This is a genomic window from Leptospira ainlahdjerensis, assembly GCF_016919175.1.
GTDB classification, from domain to species: domain Bacteria; phylum Spirochaetota; class Leptospiria; order Leptospirales; family Leptospiraceae; genus Leptospira; species Leptospira ainlahdjerensis.
The window spans coordinates 1-20,631 of record NZ_JAFFPU010000038.1; the positions used below are offsets into that span (position 1 = coordinate 1).

Consider the following 20,631-nt stretch of genomic DNA (forward strand, 5'->3'; position numbering starts at 1 on the left):
AATTACGATTTAAAACAGAGATGTCTCATAATTCCAACACCATCGCGAGCGATCGTGGCGATATACTGCAATGCACCGCCGTATTTTAGAAATCCATACATTACAAAATTGGATTGTGGTGCTTTGCAGATTTAGCCGAGAGCGCGGTCCGGCCTATATTGAAAAATGTTTTTTTAAACGTTGTCACGCCGGACGCGACCAAAATTCCAAGAATTCAAATTCTCTTATTTTGGATTCAATACCTTCGTAGGATTATCGATCCCTTTTTGGTAAGATTTTCACGGAGCCGATCAGAAGTGCGCTTTCATCACTTGTAAAATATATGAGCGGCCCCCGAATTCGAGACGCTATCGTCGTCGGTCGCAGGCGTCGGAGGAGGGCCGTTGGATTTGTTTAAAATCAGTCCGAGTCCGTCATCGTCATTCTGCGCAGCTACCGCCATCAAGTCTCCGTCGATACAAACCAACATCCCGAAAGCGTCCGAGGACTCGGCATTGGGCGCTTTCAAATAAGATTGGAAGGTCCATCCGGAAGATGTTTTTCGAAACACATACGCCGCACCGGAATTCGACACGCTATCGTCGTCGACTCCGGGACCCGGAAGAGTCGCGGGAGAATGTAATACTCCGGTCTGAAAACTATCTTCTCCAGTGGCTCCGACGAGGATCGTATCTCCCGATATCGAAACGCTTCTTCCGAAATTATCACTGGCCTCGATGTTCGGAGATTTCAGATACGCTTCAAACGCCCAAATGTTTCCGTTTCTTCGAAACACATAGACCGCGCCGGAGGAAGTCGCGGAATCGTCGTCTCCAAGTGTTGTAAGATTCGGACCGAGAGAATTTGAAATCGTAGTTTGAGCGCTGTCTTCGTTGTAAGCCCCGATAACCGCGACACTTCCATCTTCAGAAAGATCCAAGCTGACGCCGAACTGATCGCTGTTGTCCGCGTTCGGAGCTTTGAGGTAGGATTCAAAAGCCCAGTTCGGACCGGTTTTTCGAAAGACATAGACTGCGCCGGAACCGCTCAGAGAATCGTCGTCACCGGCGGGCGTCAAGGACGGCCCAGGAGAATTCTGGATGGCCGTATTTCCGCTGTCCTCATTCGACGCACCCACGAGCAAAGTATCTCCTCTGACTTGAATCTTGACTCCGAATAAATCTCCCGTTTCTACATTCGGAGCTTTGAGATAGGCATCCCAAGCCCAAGTCGTTCCCGTCCGTTCAAAGATATAAACCGCACCCGATGTTGGCGCAGAATCGTTATCGGTCGCTCCTGTAAAACCGGGTGCAGGCGCTTGTGTAATCACTCCAAGACCTCCTCGCTCCTGAACGGCTCCAACCGCGATCCGATCGCCGGAAATCGAAACGCTTACACCGAACTGATCTCCGGGATCCGCATTTGGCGCTTTGAGATACGCTTCCAAAGCCCAAGTGCTTCCCGTTCTCCGATAGACGTACGCGGCTCCCGCGCTAATCAAAGAATCGTCGTCCCCCGCCGGAGTCAGACCAGCAAAGGGAGAATGAACAATGGTGGAGTTCCCACCGTCTTCCGCGCGAGCTCCGACCACAATCGTATCGCCCGAAACGGCAACGCTGCAACCGTATTGATCATTCGCCTCGGTGTTCGGAGCTTTGAGATAGGCTTCCAAGATCCAAGTCGTTCCCGTGCGACGGAAAACATAAGCGGCTCCTGCAGCGGACGCAGAATCGTCGTCCGCGACAGAAGTCAAACCTGCAAAGGGACTCGAAACGATCCCGGTCTGAGCGCCGTCTTCCCCGCACATTCCCACCACCAACGTATCTCCCGAAAGATCGAGATCAAACCCTCCGCTTGTATCGCCGATATCCGGGTTCGGAGATTTTAAAAAACTTTCCCATTCCGCATTGAGTGCATCGATTGAAATCTGGATCGAAACCGAAGAAGAACCGAATGAGTTCAAAGCCGTTATCGTATAAGAAGAAACAACTTGTTTGGACGTAGGCATTCCCGTAATTTCGCCGGTCGTCGAATCCAGTGTAAGACCGGAGGGCAAAGCCGGGGAAATCGAGATGGAAGTGGAAGCTCCGGTGATCGTCGGACGAATCGTAGAAATCGCTATGTTTTTTACGAATTGAAACGAACTCGCCGGATACGTCAGAGTGGGAGCGTTCTCGTTCGATCGGAAAAGATCCTCGTTCGTTAAGGATGTAGGATAACCGAGCAATACCATAAAAGGTCCGGAAGAATGATCCTGCAAACACCCGAAAAGAAAAAAGTGACAAAGGAGGGAACACCAAAAGACTCGATCACGAAAAAAATAATTTTTTCTCACCGCACTCCCCCTTTTACCGTAAGACTTTCCTTACAGCTTTTCCTGAGAGAGGATGGTACGTGAAAATCGGCCCTTCAACAACCCTGATTATAATTGAGGAAGTCTACGATTATAAGCAATCCGCTAGTTCTATGAACGAAAACAAAGAGTATAATTTTTTTTGAATATTCAAAAAATATTCTATTTCTTCTTTAAAATTCCACCTTTTGATTTTCGTGTGATTCATCGTTGCAGATGAAAAATTACTCAAGGGATACCTTTTGGACAAATTCTTCCTTCTACACAGTATTGCCTGAACCGCAAGTGAACTGGATCTTAGAAAGCCTTCCGCCGTAACAATGACGATCCCGTAAAACGAAAGCCAGGCACTGTGTAGCAGAACCTTCCTACAAGTTTGTCGAATCTTGAAAAGAATCTGTCGGAACTCCGACAATTCTTCCGTGAAAGTCGCGGGCCCCACCCTGATCTTGGGTGGTGGGGTGGGTGGCGGAAAAACTCCGGAAACTTTCCTCTACCACAAAATCAAACTTTTCGCAAGAAAAAATTCTCATGTAAGAACTCCTACAAAACCGATGTCCCGATACGATTCTCATCGTATTTCCTCTTAACTTGTGGGTAAGGTTATGCAAATTTCGGGTGGGTGGCGGGAAAACTCCGGAGGACTTTCCCCCATCATAAAATTCTAATTTTGCAAGAAAAAAACCCCGTGTAGGAACTCCTTTAAGAATTTCACATCGGCAACTTGCCGGTTCTCATTAGTTTTTCCAATTTTTCGAATGATCTTGACGCGGGCGAGGCGCATCTGAGCAAAAAAAATCCACGCCCTCCTCTTCGGGTGGCGTGGAACTTTCCAATGTAGTAACGGTTGCTAATTACTTCTTCAGTTCGGGGGCAAGTTCCGCCAACGGAACCTTATCCTTGGGAAGAGAAGCATAATCCGGGAATTCGTATCCGTTTGGATAGTGCTCGTGATCTTCAGGATTGTAAAAAGGAACGTAATCTTTACGAGATCCCCAAGCAAAGACCGATTTTTCAGGATCCTGACCCACTACCAAACAACGCGGATTGATCCAACCCTCGGTTTTTTCGGTCTTGACTCGAACAAAAGGTTTCGGATTTGGACCGTGATTTCTATACTCATACACTCTCACCACGGCTCCAGGCGCAACCCTTTCTTTGACAGCCGAGGTCGCGTCCGCTTCCGCAAAGATAGGGACCGAAGGATTCAGAGAAGGACTCACCAGGGAAGGATCACAATTCTTATGATTCGTAACCTGAGCCAACTTGGAACAAGCTCCCAGAAGAAGAGCCGTTCCGGTTAGGAGAACAACAAGTGTTAAATTTCTTTTCATTCTTCTTCCTCTTTTATTGATGATGGTGAAGAGCTTGATCCAATCTTGGATCCCCAACCGGGATCAATGGAGCAGACTCATAACGTTTTAGAACTACAAAAGCGAATAATCCGATAAAACCGATCACCGCTCCGAATGTAAGAATCAATCCGGAAAAACTGAAGTGTTCGAAGTTAGCGGGAAAAACCAACCAGTAAATTTCAATCACTTGTGTAAAAACGATCCAAAGAGCGATCTTTACAAGAGAATTGATATCTCTTTTGTTTGGACGATTCAGCAAAAGAAGAAACGGAAGAACAAACTTAATAAAAGGAAGCGCGTAAGTGATTACTTCCCATCCGCCCGTGAGTCTTTGCTCGTAGAAAAAAGTTTCTTCCGGGATGTTTGCATACCAGATCAACATAAACTGAGAAAATCCTACATACGCCCAGAAAGTACAGAAACCGAGCATAAACTTTCCGATATCGTGAATGTGATTTTCGTTTACGAGGTTTCCGAGATAACCTTTCTTTTTCAGAAAGTAGATCATGATCACGAGACTGGAAAGTCCGGTTTGATACGCGCCCGCAAAACAATACACGCCGAACATGGTCGAGAACCAGTGTGGAGTTAAGGACATGATCAAATCAAAAGACGCCAAGGAAAAAGAAAGAGCGAAGAATACAAGAAACCCACCGGCCAATCTTGCGTTGAACTGAGTGTGAGCTACATCCTTATCCTGATCTTGTTTCGTCGATCTCTTATAAAAAAGCCATCCGAATACGGACCAAACCGTTCCGAAAAGAATCATTCGAACGATAAAGAAAGGAACATTCAAAAGAGGTTTCTTGTGTTGTAGAAGATGATCGTGAGCCACCACGTCCGCATGACTCCATTCGTAAAGATCGTGAATTCCGAAGGTGGTTACGAGCAAAAGAACCGCGACGACCGGTAAGAATAGACCGTATCCTTCCGCGAGTCTCCTAACCGTGACGGACCAATGAGAACCGGTGATATGACTGATCGCGGTGAAAAAAACTCCCGCGAGTGAAATCCCTGTGATAAAAAAGGTTCCGATCAAAAAGGCGGACCAAGCCGGATTGGAATGTCCACCCTCGTGTCTTGGAGGAGTGTGTGATAGGGTAAAATACCCGATGAGTAAACTCAAAACTCCGATCCCGATCATCCCGAAAAGGGCGCTACGAGTTTTGGAGTCGAGTTTAAAGTTAATCAGATTTTGTTCGACTTTGACTTCCATGATTCTTAATTCCTGGCCACGTCTTTTTTAGTTCTGTTCTCGTATTCCTGGAGTTTTCTCACGTAGAGAACGATTTTCCAACGGTCTTCCGGAGAAACTTGTGAGGAATAACTCTTCATTCTTCCCCAACCCGCTGTGATTACGTGATAGATTTGTCCGTCGGAATACCCTTGGATCTTAGGAGAGATCACTGCAGGAACCGGAAACCCGATTCTTGGCGCCGGTCCTACGATGCTTCCGTTCCCTGCTCCTCTTACGCCGTGGCAAGGAGAACAGTAAGTTTGATATTTCGCCTCTCCCTTTTGGAGATTCGCTAAATCATTCTTATAAGGATTTCCAAGTCCTTTGTTCGGTAATTGTGTTACGTCCATTCCGAGAAATTCGTATGGAAAATAATTCACAGGAATTGCTCCCTTGGGAGGAATTCTGGAAGCGGCCCCGTCTTTTGAGATCGGATCCGCTTCTTGGGCTTCTCTCGCCGGAGAATCCGCCATATCCGGAAAGTATTCCAGAGGAGGCGTTTTGGACTCGCAGTTCCAGAATAGAACGGCGGCCAAAAGGAAAATCAGTGATTTGGTAAATTTCATTCTTGTCGCTGCTCCTATTTCACAACCTCGACGTTCTTTCCGCCAAGACCTTTGATAAAGCTAACCACTTCGTCTTCCTTGTATCCTTTAGAAGAAGAAGGGATCCAGAGTGCAAACTTGTCCGTAGTGATATCGGGATGCAAAATTCTCCGATTGATTTTCGGAAGTTTGGTTAAGAAAAACATCGCCGCCGCAGTTCCTACGCCGGCCATAAAAATCGTGAATTCGAACGTGATTGGGACGTAGGCAAACCAAGCGTTTAAATTCTTTCCGGAGATGTTCAAAGGCCAATCAAACTTGTGAGTGAGATATTGCATTCCAAAACCGACGGTGCATCCGAAAAGGCCCATGAAAAAAGTCACCCAAGGAAGACCAGAACGTGGAACTCCCATCGCGTCATCCAATCCGTGAACCGGATACGGAGTGAAACAATCGAAGTTCGTGTAATTCTTCTCTTTTGTTTTGGCCGCCGCAGAAATGATTTCCGCCGGAGAATCAAAGAGCCCGAATACTCCAGCGCTCGTTTCTTCAAATGTATGAAATTGTTCTTTATGAGGTTTATACATCAGTGGTGTCCTCCGTCTTTGCTTGGCATAACGGTTTTGACTTCCGCGATCGCGATTACAGGCATGATTCTACAGAACAGAAGGAACAACGTGAAGAAGATTCCGAACGTTCCGATGAGCATCATAAAGTCGTAAACGGTTGGGATATACATATCCCAGCTGGAAGGAAGGAAGTCTGCGTGAGTCGTCATAACGATTACGTATCTTTCGAACCACATCCCGATGTTTACTACGATAGAAATGATAAACATAACTGGAATGCTCGTTCTGAGTTTTTTCCACCAGAATACCTGTGGAGAAAATACGTTACAGCTAAACATAATAAAGTAAGCCCAACCGTAAGGACCAAAAGCTCTGTTTACAAAGGCAAAACCTTCGTATTCGTTACCCGAATACCAAGCCATGAAGAACTCGGTGGAGTAAGCGAGACCTACGATCAAACCTGTGACCATGATGACCTTGTTCATGTTTTCCAAGTGTTTCATGGTGATATAATCTTTCAGATTGAACACTTCTCTCGCGATTACCATCAGAGTCACAACCATTGCGAATCCGGAGAAAATCGCCCCTGCCACGAAGTATGGAGGGAAGATCGTAGTGTGCCATCCTGGAAGAATGGATACGGCGAAGTCGAAGGATACGATCGTGTGAACCGAAAGAACCAGAGGAGTGGAAAGAGCCGCGAGGATCATCGCAACCATCTCGAGGTGAGACCACGCTTTGTTCGAGCCTACCCAACCTAAAGAAAGAATGTCGTAGATCTTACGTTTCATCTCACCTTTGGAACGGTCTCTTACAGCCGCGATATCCGGAATCAAACCGATATACCAGAACACGAGAGAGATCGTTAAGTAAGTAGAAACCGCGAACGTATCCCAGATCAGAGGAGAACGGAAGTTGACCCAAAGAGGTCCTCTTTCGTTCGGATAAGGGAACAACCAAAATCCCACCCAGGGTCTTCCGATGTGGATGATCAAGTTGGAAGCGGCGGTTAACACGGCGAAGATGGTCATCGCTTCTGCGGCGCGGTTGATCCCTGTTCTCCATTCTTGGCGGAACAGATAAAGGACGGCTGAAATCAGGGTTCCGGCGTGACCGATCCCGATCCAGAATACGAAGTTTACGATGAAAAATCCCCAAGCCACAGGATTGTTGATCCCGAGGATATAGAGACCTTCCCACATTAGATATCCGATGATACCTAAGTCGATGACTGTAATGGTAAGAACCAGAAGGAAAGCCTTCCACCACAAAGAAGTGGGGAACGCTTCGACCGGTCTAAGGATATCTTCGGTAACGTCTCGAACCGACTTACCGCCGGTTACGAGAGGCTGGATATCCAGGGCTTCTTTGACTGCGTTGGACATTGACATAGCTTTTTACGTTACTCCATTAAATTGAGCTTCTGACTCGGGTCAGGTACGCAACCTGAGGACCGACGTTCAGATATTCGAGAACACGATACGATCTTGGATCGGAAGAAAGTTTCGCAACTTCGGAAGTTTTGTCGTTCGTATTACCGAAGCTGATCGCATCCGCGGCGCAACTTTGTTGGCAAGCGGTTTTGACTTCTCCGTCTTTCAGAACGCGACCTTCGTTTTTCGCAGCGATCTTCGCTTCCGCGATTTTGTGAGAACAGAAATTACATTTTTCCATTACCCCGCGACCGCGAACCGTAACTTCAGGATTGAGTCCCAGATAACGAGGAGCCTTCGCGCCTTCCGCACCGTTATACCAGTGTTGCATCCAGTTAAAACGTCTCACTTTGTAAGGACAGTTGTTCGAGCAGTAACGAGTTCCCACACAACGGTTGTAAACCATGTCGTTGATCCCTTCGGAACTGTGAACGGTTGCAAGAACCGGACAAACGGTTTCACAAGGAGCGTTGTCGCAGTGCTGGCAGAGCATAGGCTGGTGAGCCACTTGGAGAGTTTCCGGTTGATCCGGCTCGCCGATGTAATAACGGTCGATACGGAGCCAGTGCATCTCGCGACCCACGCGAACTTCATCACGGCCAACGACCGGAATGTTGTTCTCCACCTGACAAGCGATCACACAAGAACCGCAACCTGTGCAGGAAGAAAGGTCGATACTCATTCCCCATTTGTAACCGGGGTAAGAATAATTCGGGTTCGCTCCGACCGCATCCACGAGTTTTCCGTCTTTAAGAATCTTAGGAATCTCGGAAGCTGCCTTGCCGGAAGCTGGGTTTTTACGATATTCTTCAATGGAAGTGGATTGAACGAGCGGACGATCCGGGTAGTTAAAACCGGGAGACAACATGTGGTGGTGTTGCGTGCAAGCCAACTTGTAAGTCTTTCCTGTTTTCTCCAGAGAAGTGACTGCGAGACCGGAATAGACACCGTTTTCGGAAAGAACATACGCATTCTTACCAACTCCGGTTCCAACGGCGCCCGCAGCAGTTCTTCCGTAACCGACCGCAACACCGATCGCTTCTTTGTGCATTCCAGGTTGGATCTGCGCGGGAAGTTCGATCGTTTTGTTTCCGGTTTTTAAAACCAGAACGTCGTTGGAAGAAATTCCCTTTTCTTTTGCAAGAGCGGGAGAAAGAAGAATGTAGTTGTCCCAGGTAACTTTGGTTACCGGATCCGGAAGTTCTTGGAGCTGAGAATTGTTCGCGGCTCTACCGTCTCCGATCGCAGAGGTTTCATACAACGCGAGTTTGAGCCCCGCAGAAGGAGAAGCGATTTTTTTAAGAGCGGAACGGTTGAAGTTCCGAGAAGAACCGGCGGACTTCTTACGATCGGACGCCTTTACGGTGGTTCCGATTCTTAAGAGGTCTTCCCATTTCTGTTTAGAACCGAGTTTTTTAGTCCAAGAATTTTTTACGTATTCGTAAAAGCTCGTTTCTCCGCCGAGAGATCCGCCCGCAAAAGCGATCAAACTGTCTTCAAAAGAACGAGAATTGAAGAGAGGACGAACCGCAGGTTGTTGGATCGAGAAAATTCCTTTTGTGACTTCGGAATCCCCCCAAGACTCGAGGAAATGAGTGGTGGTCGCGAGAACGTTAGACGCAAGCGCAGTCTCGTCGGCACGATCGCTCAAAGAAACGACTAACGCGGCTTGGTGAAGAAGGTTTTTCCATTCTTCTCCCGCTTGATAAACCAGGTTGACGTCGTTTACAAAAAGAACGCCTACTTTGGTTCCTTTCAGCTCGGAAGCTAAAGAATTCAGATTGTTCGAATAATCCGCAGAACCTTCTTTTTTCGGATTGGAATGATCCACGGTTTTACCGTCGTTTTCCAAAACGCTGTTGAGAAGGTTTACAAGAACTTGAAGATCCACTGCGTCTTTGGTCGTCGCCGCGAGACTTCCCGCAACCACGAGAGACTTGCCTTTGTTGGACCAAAGAGCCTTTGCAGTCTTACGGATATTTTCTTCGCTCACTCCTAAGGAAGAAGCGAGGCTCGCAACGGTAGCACCGCCTAACGCTTCTTTTGTGTTGGCTCCGAGTTCGCCGAGAGCCGCCGCGATCGCAAGAGCGAGAGCGGTTTGATCCCCGGGACGAATCGGAAGACGAAGATCCGCATTGGATCCCGACATAGTAGGAATGGATTCCGCCGCTACGAAGAAGTTTACGTCCTTCGCACCGTTACGAAGATTTCTTCTTTTAGAAAAATCTTTTTGGTGTTCTTCGGGAGAAAGCCAATTGCCCATAAAGTCGCAATCGATAGAAAGAATAACGTTCGCGAGATCGAAGTGATAGTTCGGAATCAGAGCCTTTCCGTAGGAAGCGGCCTGCCCTTTTGCCACAACTTCTTCCGCAGAAGTAAGAGAAATCTCGTAGTGTTTTCCACCGCCAACTGTGCGAAGAAAGTCTCCGATGATCGACTTGGTGGAAGGAGAATCGAGCGGTCTTGTAACAACGACCGACTTTCCTTTGTTCGCCGCGAGAGCCGCTTTTACTTTTGCGTCAACGGTCGCCCAATCGGCTTTAACCTCAATACCACCTTCGATGGTAGCCGGTCCTTGCGCTCTGTCCGGATCGTATAGATCGAAGATAGAAGCCTGACCTGCGGCGCCGAGCGCTCCTTGAGAAACCGGATGATCGGGATTTCCCTCGAGTTTCAGAGGACGTCCGTCTCTTGCTTTGATTAGAATCCCGGTTCCTGCATAAACGGAAGCGTAGTAGTAAGAATGTCCGTGTTTTACGAAATCATATTGTGCGTTTTCGTCGGCCTTATTGAGATCCACATAAGGAACGATCTTCTCAATCGGTTTACGAACACAATTGAGAGAGGTCATCGCGACCCCGGCGCCCATCAATTTGAGAAAGGATTTGCGATCGAATTCTCCCGACTTAATTCTTGCGATCAAAGGATCCGGAGAAGTAAAGAATTCCGCTTTTTGCATTTCCTTAACTTCTTCGTCTTTGTCTCTGAGATCATAAGAGAGCCAGTGAGCCTTCTTTTCTTTTTGGAAATTTTTTTGATCCATGCTTAGTATTACTCCCGGTTATCTGTGGCAGGTTGAACAGTCGGTTGGTGCGTTGTTCTCTCTGTGACAATCCACGCAGTATCCCATATTCAGGGATGCGACTTGTTTCACTTTGACCATCTCCGCTACGTTTCCATGACACTGAGAACAATCCACTCCTCTCGAAATGTGACGAGAGTGATTGAATTGAACGTGATCCGGCATATCGTGCACCTTCACCCATTCAAGCGGCTTGTTTTCGTTATACGATTTTGTAAGCGTCTTGATTAGGGGTTTGGAAGTTGCTACAAGAGAGTGGCAGTTCATGCAAGTTGATGTGGAGGGGACTGTGGCGTGTGCTGAGGTTTCTACCCCGGTGTGACAGTACTTACAGTCTATCTTATTATCTCCGGCATGTATCTTATGATTGAAGGGTATAGGCTGATCGGGCGCATACCCAACATACTTGGAGGGAGAGAAAATCAGATACGCTACGGCCGCGATGGCAATGAGCGGTACCGAAAGTTTCAGTGCTCTGTTATTCATTCGTATGAAGTCCCTATGAATCCAATATTGGTATTGGTAACAGGATTTTTGTCTCTGTGAAAAATTGCAAGTAAACGAAGATCCAGGGCCTTTTCTTTGCGTTTATTTTGAAGGCTATTTGAGAATTAAAATCAATTACAAAAGTTTCATCTGTTTTAAAAAAAGTTCTGAAAGTTAAAAAAAAATCCGAGCGTAGCCAGGCGACGGAACGGAGAAAAATCTACTTTTTTTGTGAAAACTTGGATTTAAAAAATGGAAAGTTCAAGAACTTGGACTGTCTAAGGAGTTCTTCTTTCCATGCTTCATTCTCCAACTTTTGGGATCGTTCGAATTTCCGGGAAGATCCTTCTCTTTTTTGCTGTTCTCCTCGCTGCGGAGTCGCTCAAGGCACAGAATTTAAAACTAAAACTCGCGAGTTTCAACGCGATGTTTCTCTATGACGAGATCGAAGACCGGAAAAAATTTCCTAAAGGAAGAATTCCAAGAAAAGAATCCGACTTTGAAAAAATCAAAACCCATCTTTCCAAGATCGATCCGGATATTTTAGCGCTTCAGGAAGTGGAGAATGAGGCCGCGGTTCTCAAAATTCTTCCGAATTCTTATCTTTGCTCCGTGACAAAAACTCCCGGTTATCAACAAGAAGTGGGAATCTGTTGGAAGAAGAAATTCGTCTCTCACGAGATTCTTCTTTATCCCGAACTTTCCTTAGAGCCCGGAGCAAGAAGCGGAATCGAGCTGAAAGTTTCCATCGGGAAAACTACCTACTCTTTTCTAAACGTCCACCTCAAAGCCGGTCATTCCGAAAAAGCCCGCGATCTTCGATATAGACAACTCCAAACGTTAAACGAAATTCTAAAACGCAAAAAGAAGTATTTTTTGCTCGGGGATATGAACGTTTCTCTCGGGAAGGACAAAAAGGCTTGGAAATTTCTTTCGGAAGGTTTGGATTTGAAAAATCCGGGACGTTATGCGAAACAACTTTGCTGGGGACACAAATCCTTAATCGATTTTATCCTGACGGACCTTTCAATTTCCAACGCGGCCTTCGAACAAATTCCCTTTATGGAGGACGACGGAGACTTTGACGGAATCCCGGAAAGCGAGAACGGCCTATCCGATCACTGCCCCGTGGTTTTAGAAATCGCACTCGAATGAGATTTCCAACCGGATTTTTCGATCTGATTTTTCCGAAATTCCCGTTCCGGATGAGATTTTTTTTTAAAAAAAGAACGGTTCTGAATTTCGATCGCCCTCAAGTAGAAATCGGATTGTTTTTTGCGGAAGTTCGATTTTGGGCGCGCTTTCGCGTAACGTTTCGAGGAATCGATCAAAAATTCGCAAGAAAAAGTAAGTTTACGGTCTCAATTTGGGCTTTTTCCAGTCGGGTTTAAGCCATCTATGCGGTTGACTGGATACAAACGTTAAGGAGAATCAAAAGAATGTGGAATACGGATTCGTTATGGTTAGAAGTGTCGGTCGTGACCATTTTCTTTTTGTTAGGACATATTTTCTTAGGGCATTTCGAAGAAAGAGGCCCCAGTTGGAGAAAACTGGGAAAGTATATTCTCACTCTCCTGATCATCATCCTTACTTCCATTTACTTCGGAAGGACGTTCTCTTTTCTCCTTTTAGCCTTATCACTTTTACCCGTTATCTATATCCACGCGATCGTTCTTCCAAAAAAAGGAATCCACGGCTGGACGGGTGAACCCAAAACAAAGTATTACGACTTCCGCGGATGGGACAAAAATATTTTTGAAGCGGATTCGATGTCACAAAAAAAGAAAAAGTAAAATTCAAAACATACAATTTTCATTTCGGGGCGGTCTCAGGACATTCTCATCGAACGAGAAATTATGATTCATAACTCAAGACCTCGGTTATAAATTGAGCGTTTGATTTTTTTTAGAAATGCAAAAGAATTTCCCCGTCTCGGTCTTGAGAGTATGAAAACGATACTCAAAAAATTAACAACTACTACATTCATTTTTTTGAATGTATTTTGTTCGGGTGAAAGTAGTTCAAACGATTCCGATATTCTGAACTTACTGTTGTTCCGGCAAAATTCCGAATCGGCGTCGGCCTCTTCGTCCAACAACCGTGCATTCCGATACATTTTCGTCACCGCCGACGCTCATAACGGAAATTTCGGAGGAATCAGCGGCGCGGATGCGTTTTGCGGAACTCAAACTCCGACCGGACTGGGAACTACCGGAAGTTTCAAGGCTTTGATGATTTCGCAAAACGGAGGCGGAGAAAACACAAGGATCGCGTCTTTAAACGCGGACGCGAACTTCAACGGCCAAGGAAACGGACAAGTGAACTGGATCCTAAAAGCGGATACGGATTACAGAAGAATCGACGGAACCACTGTCGTTTTTCGAACCAACGGCCGACGTCTCTTTGACTTCAACCCGGCAAATTCTTTGCAGAATTCCTTTACGACAACCGTTGGAACCCGAATCTGGACTGCCTTGAATCCGGACTGGAGTGCGACCAATTCCTGCGGAGATTGGTTTTCAGCCGATGCAGGGAACCAGGGAGAAACGGGCCTACCGAATGAAAGAGATGTTCAGTCGATCCATATCGGAACGATCAACTGCAATACGACAGCGAGAGTCCTCTGTATAGAACAGTAGATTTCGAAAAAAGGGATTTGTCTTAGGCTTCGAACAAATCCCTTTTTAAAAATAAAAAAATAGATCCGGAAGTGAGAATGGAGTTTCCGACGATGCAAAACCGTTTTAGAAATGCGTCCGAGAAAAATTCTTCACAGATTTCAAATCCGATTTTTCGGAAAATCAGACTCACTTTTACGTTAGCCGCCTTCTCCTCCGCGCCAGAACCTTATCCGCAAGTTAAGAAGAAATAAAAACAAGAATCGTCCCGAGAACAGGGTTTTGTAGGAGTTCCTACATGAAAATTTTTTCTTGCGAAAAGTTTGATTTTGTGATAGAGGAAAGTCACCCGAGATTTTCCCGCCACCGCTCCCCACCACCCAAAATCAGGGCGGGGCCGCCCATCTTTCACGGAAGAGTTGTCGTAGTTCCGACAGATCCTTCTTGAGATCAAGACAACTTCTGGGCAAGGATATGCTCCACGCAGGGAGGATTTGTATTTCAGTTCAATTCCATAAACAACCGCGGAAAAAACTCGGACCAAAAATAGAATTCCTATTTTTAGAAAATTTTCTCCATCAGGATTCGTTTATTTTGTAAGAAAAAACTAGAAGAATTGGACCTTGCACAAAAACAAATCAGGCTGTACTGATAAAACAAAAATTTCTCTGCCCTCTCCAATTCGATCGCACTTCCGCTAGGGAGGGAAATCCTATGTATTGAGCCGTTAAATTAAAATAAAATCCGATCCCTAAGATCACGAGCCCATCGCAAAAGTATATTATAAAAATTCGTCAGGCGCTTTGTAACTGGTATTCGTTTCGATTTCAGAGACTCGAACTTGGCAAATCAAGGAAAAAAGGGATTTGTCTTAGGCTTCGGGAGTTGCCTAAGACAAACTCGAACTCAATCGATCAGTAAATGGAAATTCTTAAATGGTAATTATTTCTTTGTTTCCGGAAGAATCGCCCCGCGAACTTGTCCATCCTCGCGACCGATCGTCTTGATAAGAATATAAAGCTTACCTGCGTTCAACGCCTTCTTCTGATCCAAGTTCAAATCGCACGAACCCCAATCCTTCCACGGACTGTTGGTCGCATTGTATGGAGGTTTGAAGGAACAAATCGGATCTTCTACTCCTTCCGTTTGAACAAGAATACCGGTTGCATTCGTTCCGAAATATTCGTAAGATCCCGATACTTTCAGCTTGCCGGTTTCTTCGTCCAAAATCGCATCCACACTTCCTCTGGCGTTCACGTTTTGTTGGGTCGAGTCTTTCAAAGACGCTAAGTATTTAACCGGTCCTTTTCCATAAACCAAAACCGGAAAAAAAAGAATACTAAGCGCCAATAAGATAGTTTTCAGTTTCATTGATAATCCTTTCAAATTTTTTCAAAGACTCGATGAAGTTCTCTTCAAGACTTTTCCTGCACCAAGCAACAAGAGTGTTCGAAGAATTTGCGGATTTATTTTTTAAAAATAAAAACTCCACCTTACATCTTTGATTTAAGAAAATATTATATAATAAATCTGCAACCTTCGCCAAAAATCGGAGAAAGCACGAACGCAAATTATAAGCAGATCACGAGGATTATCATTCTATTCCCGATTTAAAAATCGAAAACAAAAAGGACATACGATCGATATTCTAAGATCAACCTTAAGGGATTGATAAACGAAATGTCTTAAGGAGCTGAAAGATTTTGAAATTCGAAATGGATGCAATCCAGGATTTCCATTTCTTCAACGTCCAAGTTTTTCCAATCGGATTTCATTTCGAGAAGAATCGGATGGGAAATCTCTATGTCTAAAAAACCGAGCAACTCGATGAATCTTTTTTGAAGGTGAGGATTTTCCCGAATGGACGACAATAAAAGCGAGGAGACGGCTTCCGGATTCTTCTTAGCCGCCTTTGCAATCATTAGATTCACCGAATGGTCCCAGAAATCGGATCGTCTCGTGGCCAAGTTTTCATAAAAGTCGACGGGTTTCGTGATTAAAATGGAAAACAAGTGGGAAATGGTTTCGTTGAGATTGAAAGAACACAAAAATTGTTCGATGTAACGATCCTCAAGTTCAAAAACGTTGTTCTCTTCGGATAAATACTCTTCTTGGTAATTCGACCCGAAACCCGCAAAAACAAAGGGATCCATCGGGCAGGTCAAGTCGGCTATAAATTCCAATAGTTTTTGTTTAGACATCACTTTTCATTTTCAGATCGGTTGATGGAATTGGTATCCGGTTCCAAGACGATTCTTGAAAACGGAAGAAGTATCGATAGAATCCGATTCCAATCTTCCAAAAACTTCAATCACCTTCGATTAAATCCAAACAAATCGGAAGAACGTTTAAAGCATAAGGAGGTAAATTCGATGCGATCTTTTTATCATCGATTTCGTTCCAGAGTTCGATTTCTCTTTTCGGTTTCAGAATTACGACGCCCGTTTTTTTGTAGATGTTCGGACTCGAGGTATTCCGTATCCTTCCAAAAATCGAAACCGGATTCCTGAACAAAGGTTCTTCATAATTGAGATGTTTGTATCTATGATTCATTCCATTCTGAGGAATCCAACCTACGTTGACCAACACCGCATCGAACGCATACCAGGAAGGCCAACCCAAAGAGGGATTCGATTCTCTCAAAAATGAAAAAGGTTTCAAAATCAGATAACCGCTTTCACCGTCTTTTGTCGCCTCCTCCAGTATTTCCAATTTGTGAAAAAACCCGGAAAGAGAAACGAGTCCACCTCGTTTTCCGGCGAAGGAAAGATTTTTCTGAGTAAGGATTTTTGTCTCCGAAAGAATTTCGGTCCTAAGGACGATCTTTTGAGGATCGTAAACCGCACGATCGCAGGAAAGAAAAAAGAAATTTATAACGATCCAAAAGAATAGGAAACTTCGATGAAAATTCATTTTATTCTCCAAGACCTAAGAGGTTGAGAAAATTCTTTCGATCGATTTCGAGGTCCGCGACGTTCTCCATAAAATAATTCGACTGCCAGATTTGAGTTTTTTGCGCCTGTTTGTTAAGCGACAAGTCCCAAGGCGGATAAATTCTAAAACCCCTCTTGCCCTCCTTTTTGCCCGAGAGAATTCCATGCTCGTATAAAGCTTCCTTTGGAAAGATAAATTGTCCGGAACGGTTTGGAAGATTTGCAAGAACGATATAATAATCGACGTCGTCTTGAATATGGTACGGTTCGATCGGACCGCCTTTTTTGCGTTTCCAAAGAGTGACGAATTGCCCTGCCTTGGTCGGGGTAATCTTGGCGCTGCGGAATACGATCTTCTGATTTTTGAGTTCAAAAAAACAAGCGGCGTATTCTAAACTTTCTTTTTCGATAAAAAAACGAGCGGCCTCCAGTTCGAGAGGATCCAAAACTTTCCGACGAAATTCTTCGAACGCATTTGGAAAAATATATTTTTCTAATGCTTGTCCGTCTTCCATCCTTCGAGAAAGAGAAATATTTTTTTTCTTTGTCATAGGCTGTTTTTTGTTTGGATCCATAGAAAGTAAATTTTTCCCGCCATATCAAACGAGTAGAAAACAAAACAGTGCAAGCAGGAACGTAATCGGAGTAAAAAGAATACTTTCGAGTTGATTGAGGGAATTCAAGTTTCCAAACGTGTTCAACGAGAAAAGAAAAATCATGATCCAAAGAATGACCTTAAGAAGCGCAACCGAAAGATACCTACGAATATATCCCCGTTCCATAAGGATCACAAAAAGAAAGAATGAATTCAACAAGATGGAGACGATTTCGAATCCGTACATCTGCTGCGTGTTTTGAAGACGACCGCCCCAGACAATCGTATAAGGAATGATCCGAATCAAAACAAAAAAATGAAAAACTAAGATGACCGAAAAAATCACAATGAGGACTCTTCCTATATTTTTTTTCAGTTCCGGATTTTGAATAATCATCAATATCGATCCTTTTCGATAAATTCTAATTCTTTTAGATTCTATCCATTTGGGTCAAAGGATCCTTATCGACAAGAATTCTTTCATTTCAATTTCTTTTTGTTTTCTTCGACTCTCAACTTTACGATTTTTGAAATGAGAGTTTTCGGCAATTTCCGATCCAAAGGAAACTGAATCGCACCTTTCGAATATTTATAAGGAGCCAAATCATCTGCAAATATTTTCGTCGCGATCGAAGTAGGATAAAATCCTAGATGTTTTTTGTAAGCCGCAAAATACACCAAAATACCGTTATATTCAAAGGCCGGCATATTATAACCGATCTTTTCCTTTGCCTGAGGAGCCGCCTTGCGAACGATGTTTCTCATTTCGCTTAATATTTCTCGGGTTTCTTTCGGGAAGGAACCGATGTATTCGTCGATCGTTTTGTACTTCACACCCGATAACGAACGGGAGCGAATTTCAGTTTTTTTGAAATTCACCTTCAAAGGTTTCATTTCCTTTTCGATAAGCGCAATCGTATTCGGCCCAACTCCGTGAAGGATGGAAATTTCTTTTTTTGTAAACTTTGAGAAGTCTTCGATCTTTTTTAGCTTCAGCGATTGGAGCGCTCGTTTTGCAGGATTGGAAAGTTTTTCTAAAAGGATTTCCAGTTTCATCAATTTTACCGTTTTGCACCTTTTCGGATTGTTCTTAAATTTAGAATGAAGGACATACTTCCGTTCGTTTGGGATTTTCCCGCGCTCTTATCACAAGCGGACATCCGAGCCGATTTCAAGCTTTTTTCAATTTTTTTCATTTTTCCAAAATTCTTCTCTTTGTGAAAATGAGATTTTCAGCAGAGTTTTGAGCTCCTGGAATGAAAGATCAATTTCAGAATGGAGTTTTCATTACACTCGTATTCATTTTTTAGAGAGTGAATATCCGGCCCAATTTTTAAAATTTCTGACGATGGAAATGTTTCATAGCGGAAGATGAGAAAGTTTTTTATCGGAAAAATAAAAGTCAAATACAATCCTTAAACTTTAGGGAAATTTAAAGAACAAAATTACGACCTGAAAACCGAAGCAAACTCTCGCTTTAAAGAGAATTGATTCACACCTTTCGCTAGCGAAGTTTTACAAAGAGTTGCGGGGGGAATATAGAATGGATCCGGATCAAAATACATGGTTTCAAAATAGGACACAAAAAGCTAACGGAACTTCACAATTCAAAAGACGTTTGGTCAAAGTTAGAATCTTTCGAATTTACAAAGGAATTCTGAAAAGTATTCACCCTTTCAGGATTTAGGGAGAAGTTTTTGTTTTCTACTTGCTTGCCTTACTAATACAATCGAAGATCAAGTATATCTTCTTTAGGATTGGTGTCCAAAGACCGACAAGACGTTTCCACTCAATCGATCTATGTAAAAAAATCATGAATTATTGTAAGTTTGCGGATCGATTCTCGTTGCAAGACGTGATTCAAACACAGGAACTCGTCGTTCCAGAATCCAAGTCACCACCAAGCATTGTTCTATTCGGTTTCGCTCGGAGGAAGTTTTGAAGGAGAAAATTCCCGACCTGCTTCGATTCTCAAATCCAAGCCAAAAGCCCGTTATTGATAAAAATGATTTTTGCAGACTTTGCTAAAAGAATTTGGAAAGTTCGGAAAGCTGGACTCCCCTTTTCAGCGAACACGGAAGCGACCCAGGGAGAACAGGTCGTTCACAAACTGCATGACCGTTGAAACGTTTATCTGTAGAGAATTGAGATCCGATGAAAACGGAACCCGGCATCTCAAGGGAGAACCGGGTTCCATTTTCGCGAGAGAAGAAACGGTGGAAAAGAAAATTATTCGCGGAGAATATCGGAATTTTTATAACGAACATTCCCAATGTAGGGAGCTCCGTTGATAAGAAGCCCGAACTGAATGTCGTTCCGAATTTCCACTTTGTAATTACCGGAAACCAAATCTTGAGGTGTAAACAAGGCTTGGGTTTGGTTCAATTTAACCTTAGCTTCATAATACCATACATGGGATGAATTTTGTTTCGCAAGGAAGTAACAATCCGCCATGTCCAAATGTCCTCGCCCGATCGTCTGTCCATTCGAAGGATGAGTCAACAGCACGGTCAGACTGAAATCTTTGATGTCCGTAAGAAGCGCCATGTTCTCAAACGAAGGCAAACGATATTTTACTTTCGCGTAACAATCGGACGCTTCCGCGGATTCGCAGACAAAGGAAACTTTCGCGTTAAAGGAATCGTAAGGAGCCTCGAACTTTTCCGTACTCTTCCATTTATGAACGAGATTTCCCATGCCGAAAGGACTATTGGCAGGCCTTTCGGCAAGATGGAAACTGAGCTCGTTATCCGCGTTCGAATCTACGAAGTCCGTAGACAATCTTGAAATTCCCGGAAACTCGTGTTGAAACGGCAGGCTAAAGCGGATCGTATTTGAGTTCGGTCTGGTCGGTTCCGTAAAAGTTCCGGAGCCGGCTGAGGATCCGATCCTCATATCCAGACGATAGGACTTAGAAGTAACTGGACGGTCGAATAACGCTTCTACTACGATATGACCCGAAGTAGTCGGTTGGATCTGTCTGACCTTAACCTCCTCACCTTCTTGAAGATCACCCGAAGGAAGATCATAGTCTGTACAAGTTTGCCCCAAGGGGAGATATCCCAAATCCGTTAAACTAAAAACTTTCACACTTCCCGGACTTGGAGTAACGGAAAGTAGAACGGGTTCGCTTCCCGTTGATTCTCCCGGATTCGGAGTTACCGCAGAAGGAACGGTTCCGCCCTGACCCGAAGTGAGGAGAGGAACTACACTTTCCGAAGTCAGCGCTTTTTTAGAATCCTCATCTTCGCAAGATAATACGAATATGCCGAGTACGATTAGAGAAACGATTGTTATCTTTTTAATATTGGTTAGAATCATCTTCCTACCACTCCAAAAACATTTATGAAGGTTTATCTGAGAAAATCGGTAAAGATTTATTGAGAGAAAAACGATTTCTAAAACTTCTTTCTCTAAAAGACTGAACCTTACCTAAATCGATTCCT

At 44.3% G+C, this 20,631-nt stretch carries 19 protein-coding genes; 4 read left to right on the forward strand and 15 right to left on the reverse strand.

The annotated features are described in order from the left end of the window. Positions 1 to 307 precede the first annotated feature (307 nt). On the reverse strand, positions 308 to 2,239 hold the full coding sequence (locus tag JWG45_RS10910; RefSeq protein WP_205279785.1) for a putative Ig domain-containing protein: 1,932 nt from the start codon (positions 2,237 to 2,239) through the stop codon (positions 308 to 310). A gap of 479 nt (positions 2,240 to 2,718) precedes the next feature. On the opposite strand from JWG45_RS10910, the gene JWG45_RS10915 reads away from it, so the two are divergent. Then, positions 2,719 to 2,922: a hypothetical protein gene (locus tag JWG45_RS10915; protein WP_205279786.1), complete on the forward strand. Its 204-nt coding sequence runs from the start codon at positions 2,719 to 2,721 to the stop codon at positions 2,920 to 2,922. Between the two features lie 264 nt (positions 2,923 to 3,186). On the opposite strand, the gene lsa16 is transcribed toward JWG45_RS10915, so the two are convergent. Genes lsa16 through JWG45_RS10950 form a run of 7 tightly spaced genes read right to left on the reverse strand, consistent with a single transcriptional unit; the run spans position 3,187 to position 11,039 of the window. Then, positions 3,187 to 3,666, reverse strand: a complete 480-nt coding sequence (gene lsa16, locus JWG45_RS10920) for an E-cadherin-binding lipoprotein adhesin Lsa16 (RefSeq protein ID WP_205279787.1) — start codon at positions 3,664 to 3,666, stop codon at positions 3,187 to 3,189. Positions 3,667 to 3,679: 13 nt separating this feature from the next. Further along, positions 3,680 to 4,903 (reverse strand): cation-translocating P-type ATPase, encoded by a 1,224-nt coding sequence (locus JWG45_RS10925; protein ID WP_205279788.1) that lies wholly within the window; start codon positions 4,901 to 4,903, stop codon positions 3,680 to 3,682. A 5-nt stretch (positions 4,904 to 4,908) separates the two neighbouring features. Continuing rightward, positions 4,909 to 5,490: a c-type cytochrome gene (locus tag JWG45_RS10930; RefSeq protein ID WP_205279789.1), complete on the reverse strand. Its 582-nt coding sequence runs from the start codon at positions 5,488 to 5,490 to the stop codon at positions 4,909 to 4,911. A gap of 14 nt (positions 5,491 to 5,504) precedes the next feature. Next, positions 5,505 to 6,056, reverse strand: coding sequence for a DUF3341 domain-containing protein (locus tag JWG45_RS10935; RefSeq protein WP_205279790.1), 552 nt, complete (start codon positions 6,054 to 6,056; stop codon positions 5,505 to 5,507). Continuing rightward, a complete protein-coding gene (gene nrfD / locus JWG45_RS10940) occupies positions 6,056 to 7,423 on the reverse strand; it encodes an NrfD/PsrC family molybdoenzyme membrane anchor subunit (protein ID WP_205279827.1) in 1,368 nt (455 codons plus the stop codon). Before nrfD ends, JWG45_RS10935 begins: the two co-directional genes overlap by 1 nt. 25 nt (positions 7,424 to 7,448) lie before the next feature. Continuing rightward, complete coding sequence (locus JWG45_RS10945; protein ID WP_205279791.1) at positions 7,449 to 10,514, reverse strand: TAT-variant-translocated molybdopterin oxidoreductase; 3,066 nt, start codon at positions 10,512 to 10,514, stop codon at positions 7,449 to 7,451. 18 nt (positions 10,515 to 10,532) lie between these two features. Beyond that, on the reverse strand, positions 10,533 to 11,039 hold the full coding sequence (locus tag JWG45_RS10950) for a cytochrome c3 family protein (protein WP_083244061.1): 507 nt from the start codon (positions 11,037 to 11,039) through the stop codon (positions 10,533 to 10,535). Between the two features lie 297 nt (positions 11,040 to 11,336). Here JWG45_RS10950 and JWG45_RS10955 point away from each other — a divergent pair, with 297 nt between their 5' ends. From JWG45_RS10955 to JWG45_RS10965, 3 genes are all read left to right on the forward strand, one after another. Beyond that, positions 11,337 to 12,194 carry an endonuclease/exonuclease/phosphatase family protein gene (locus JWG45_RS10955; RefSeq protein ID WP_232380642.1) on the forward strand — a complete coding sequence of 286 codons (858 nt, stop codon included), beginning with the start codon at positions 11,337 to 11,339 and terminating at the stop codon, positions 12,192 to 12,194. Positions 12,195 to 12,478: 284 nt separating this feature from the next. Continuing rightward, on the forward strand, positions 12,479 to 12,832 hold the full coding sequence (locus JWG45_RS10960; RefSeq protein ID WP_205279792.1) for a hypothetical protein: 354 nt from the start codon (positions 12,479 to 12,481) through the stop codon (positions 12,830 to 12,832). 153 nt (positions 12,833 to 12,985) lie between these two features. Beyond that, a complete protein-coding gene (locus tag JWG45_RS10965) occupies positions 12,986 to 13,678 on the forward strand; it encodes a DUF1554 domain-containing protein (RefSeq protein ID WP_205279793.1) in 693 nt (230 codons plus the stop codon). Between the two features lie 921 nt (positions 13,679 to 14,599). Here JWG45_RS10965 and JWG45_RS10970 read toward each other — a convergent pair. The 7 genes from JWG45_RS10970 to JWG45_RS11000 form a co-directional block, all read right to left on the reverse strand. Beyond that, complete coding sequence (locus JWG45_RS10970; RefSeq protein ID WP_205279794.1) at positions 14,600 to 15,028, reverse strand: CHRD domain-containing protein; 429 nt, start codon at positions 15,026 to 15,028, stop codon at positions 14,600 to 14,602. Between the two features lie 314 nt (positions 15,029 to 15,342). Next, complete coding sequence (locus tag JWG45_RS10975) at positions 15,343 to 15,858, reverse strand: hypothetical protein (protein ID WP_205279795.1); 516 nt, start codon at positions 15,856 to 15,858, stop codon at positions 15,343 to 15,345. A gap of 106 nt (positions 15,859 to 15,964) precedes the next feature. Further along, positions 15,965 to 16,570 (reverse strand): SURF1 family cytochrome oxidase biogenesis protein, encoded by a 606-nt coding sequence (locus JWG45_RS10980; RefSeq protein WP_205279796.1) that lies wholly within the window; start codon positions 16,568 to 16,570, stop codon positions 15,965 to 15,967. A gap of 1 nt (position 16,571) precedes the next feature. Further along, a complete protein-coding gene (locus JWG45_RS10985) occupies positions 16,572 to 17,105 on the reverse strand; it encodes a MepB family protein (protein ID WP_205279828.1) in 534 nt (177 codons plus the stop codon). A gap of 84 nt (positions 17,106 to 17,189) precedes the next feature. Continuing rightward, positions 17,190 to 17,582, reverse strand: coding sequence for a hypothetical protein (locus JWG45_RS10990; protein WP_205279797.1), 393 nt, complete (start codon positions 17,580 to 17,582; stop codon positions 17,190 to 17,192). 83 nt (positions 17,583 to 17,665) lie between these two features. Further along, positions 17,666 to 18,079, reverse strand: coding sequence for an iron chaperone (locus JWG45_RS10995; protein ID WP_205279829.1), 414 nt, complete (start codon positions 18,077 to 18,079; stop codon positions 17,666 to 17,668). Positions 18,080 to 19,414: 1,335 nt separating this feature from the next. After that, complete coding sequence (locus JWG45_RS11000) at positions 19,415 to 20,506, reverse strand: hypothetical protein (protein WP_205279798.1); 1,092 nt, start codon at positions 20,504 to 20,506, stop codon at positions 19,415 to 19,417. Between the last annotated feature and the right edge of the window lie 125 nt (positions 20,507 to 20,631).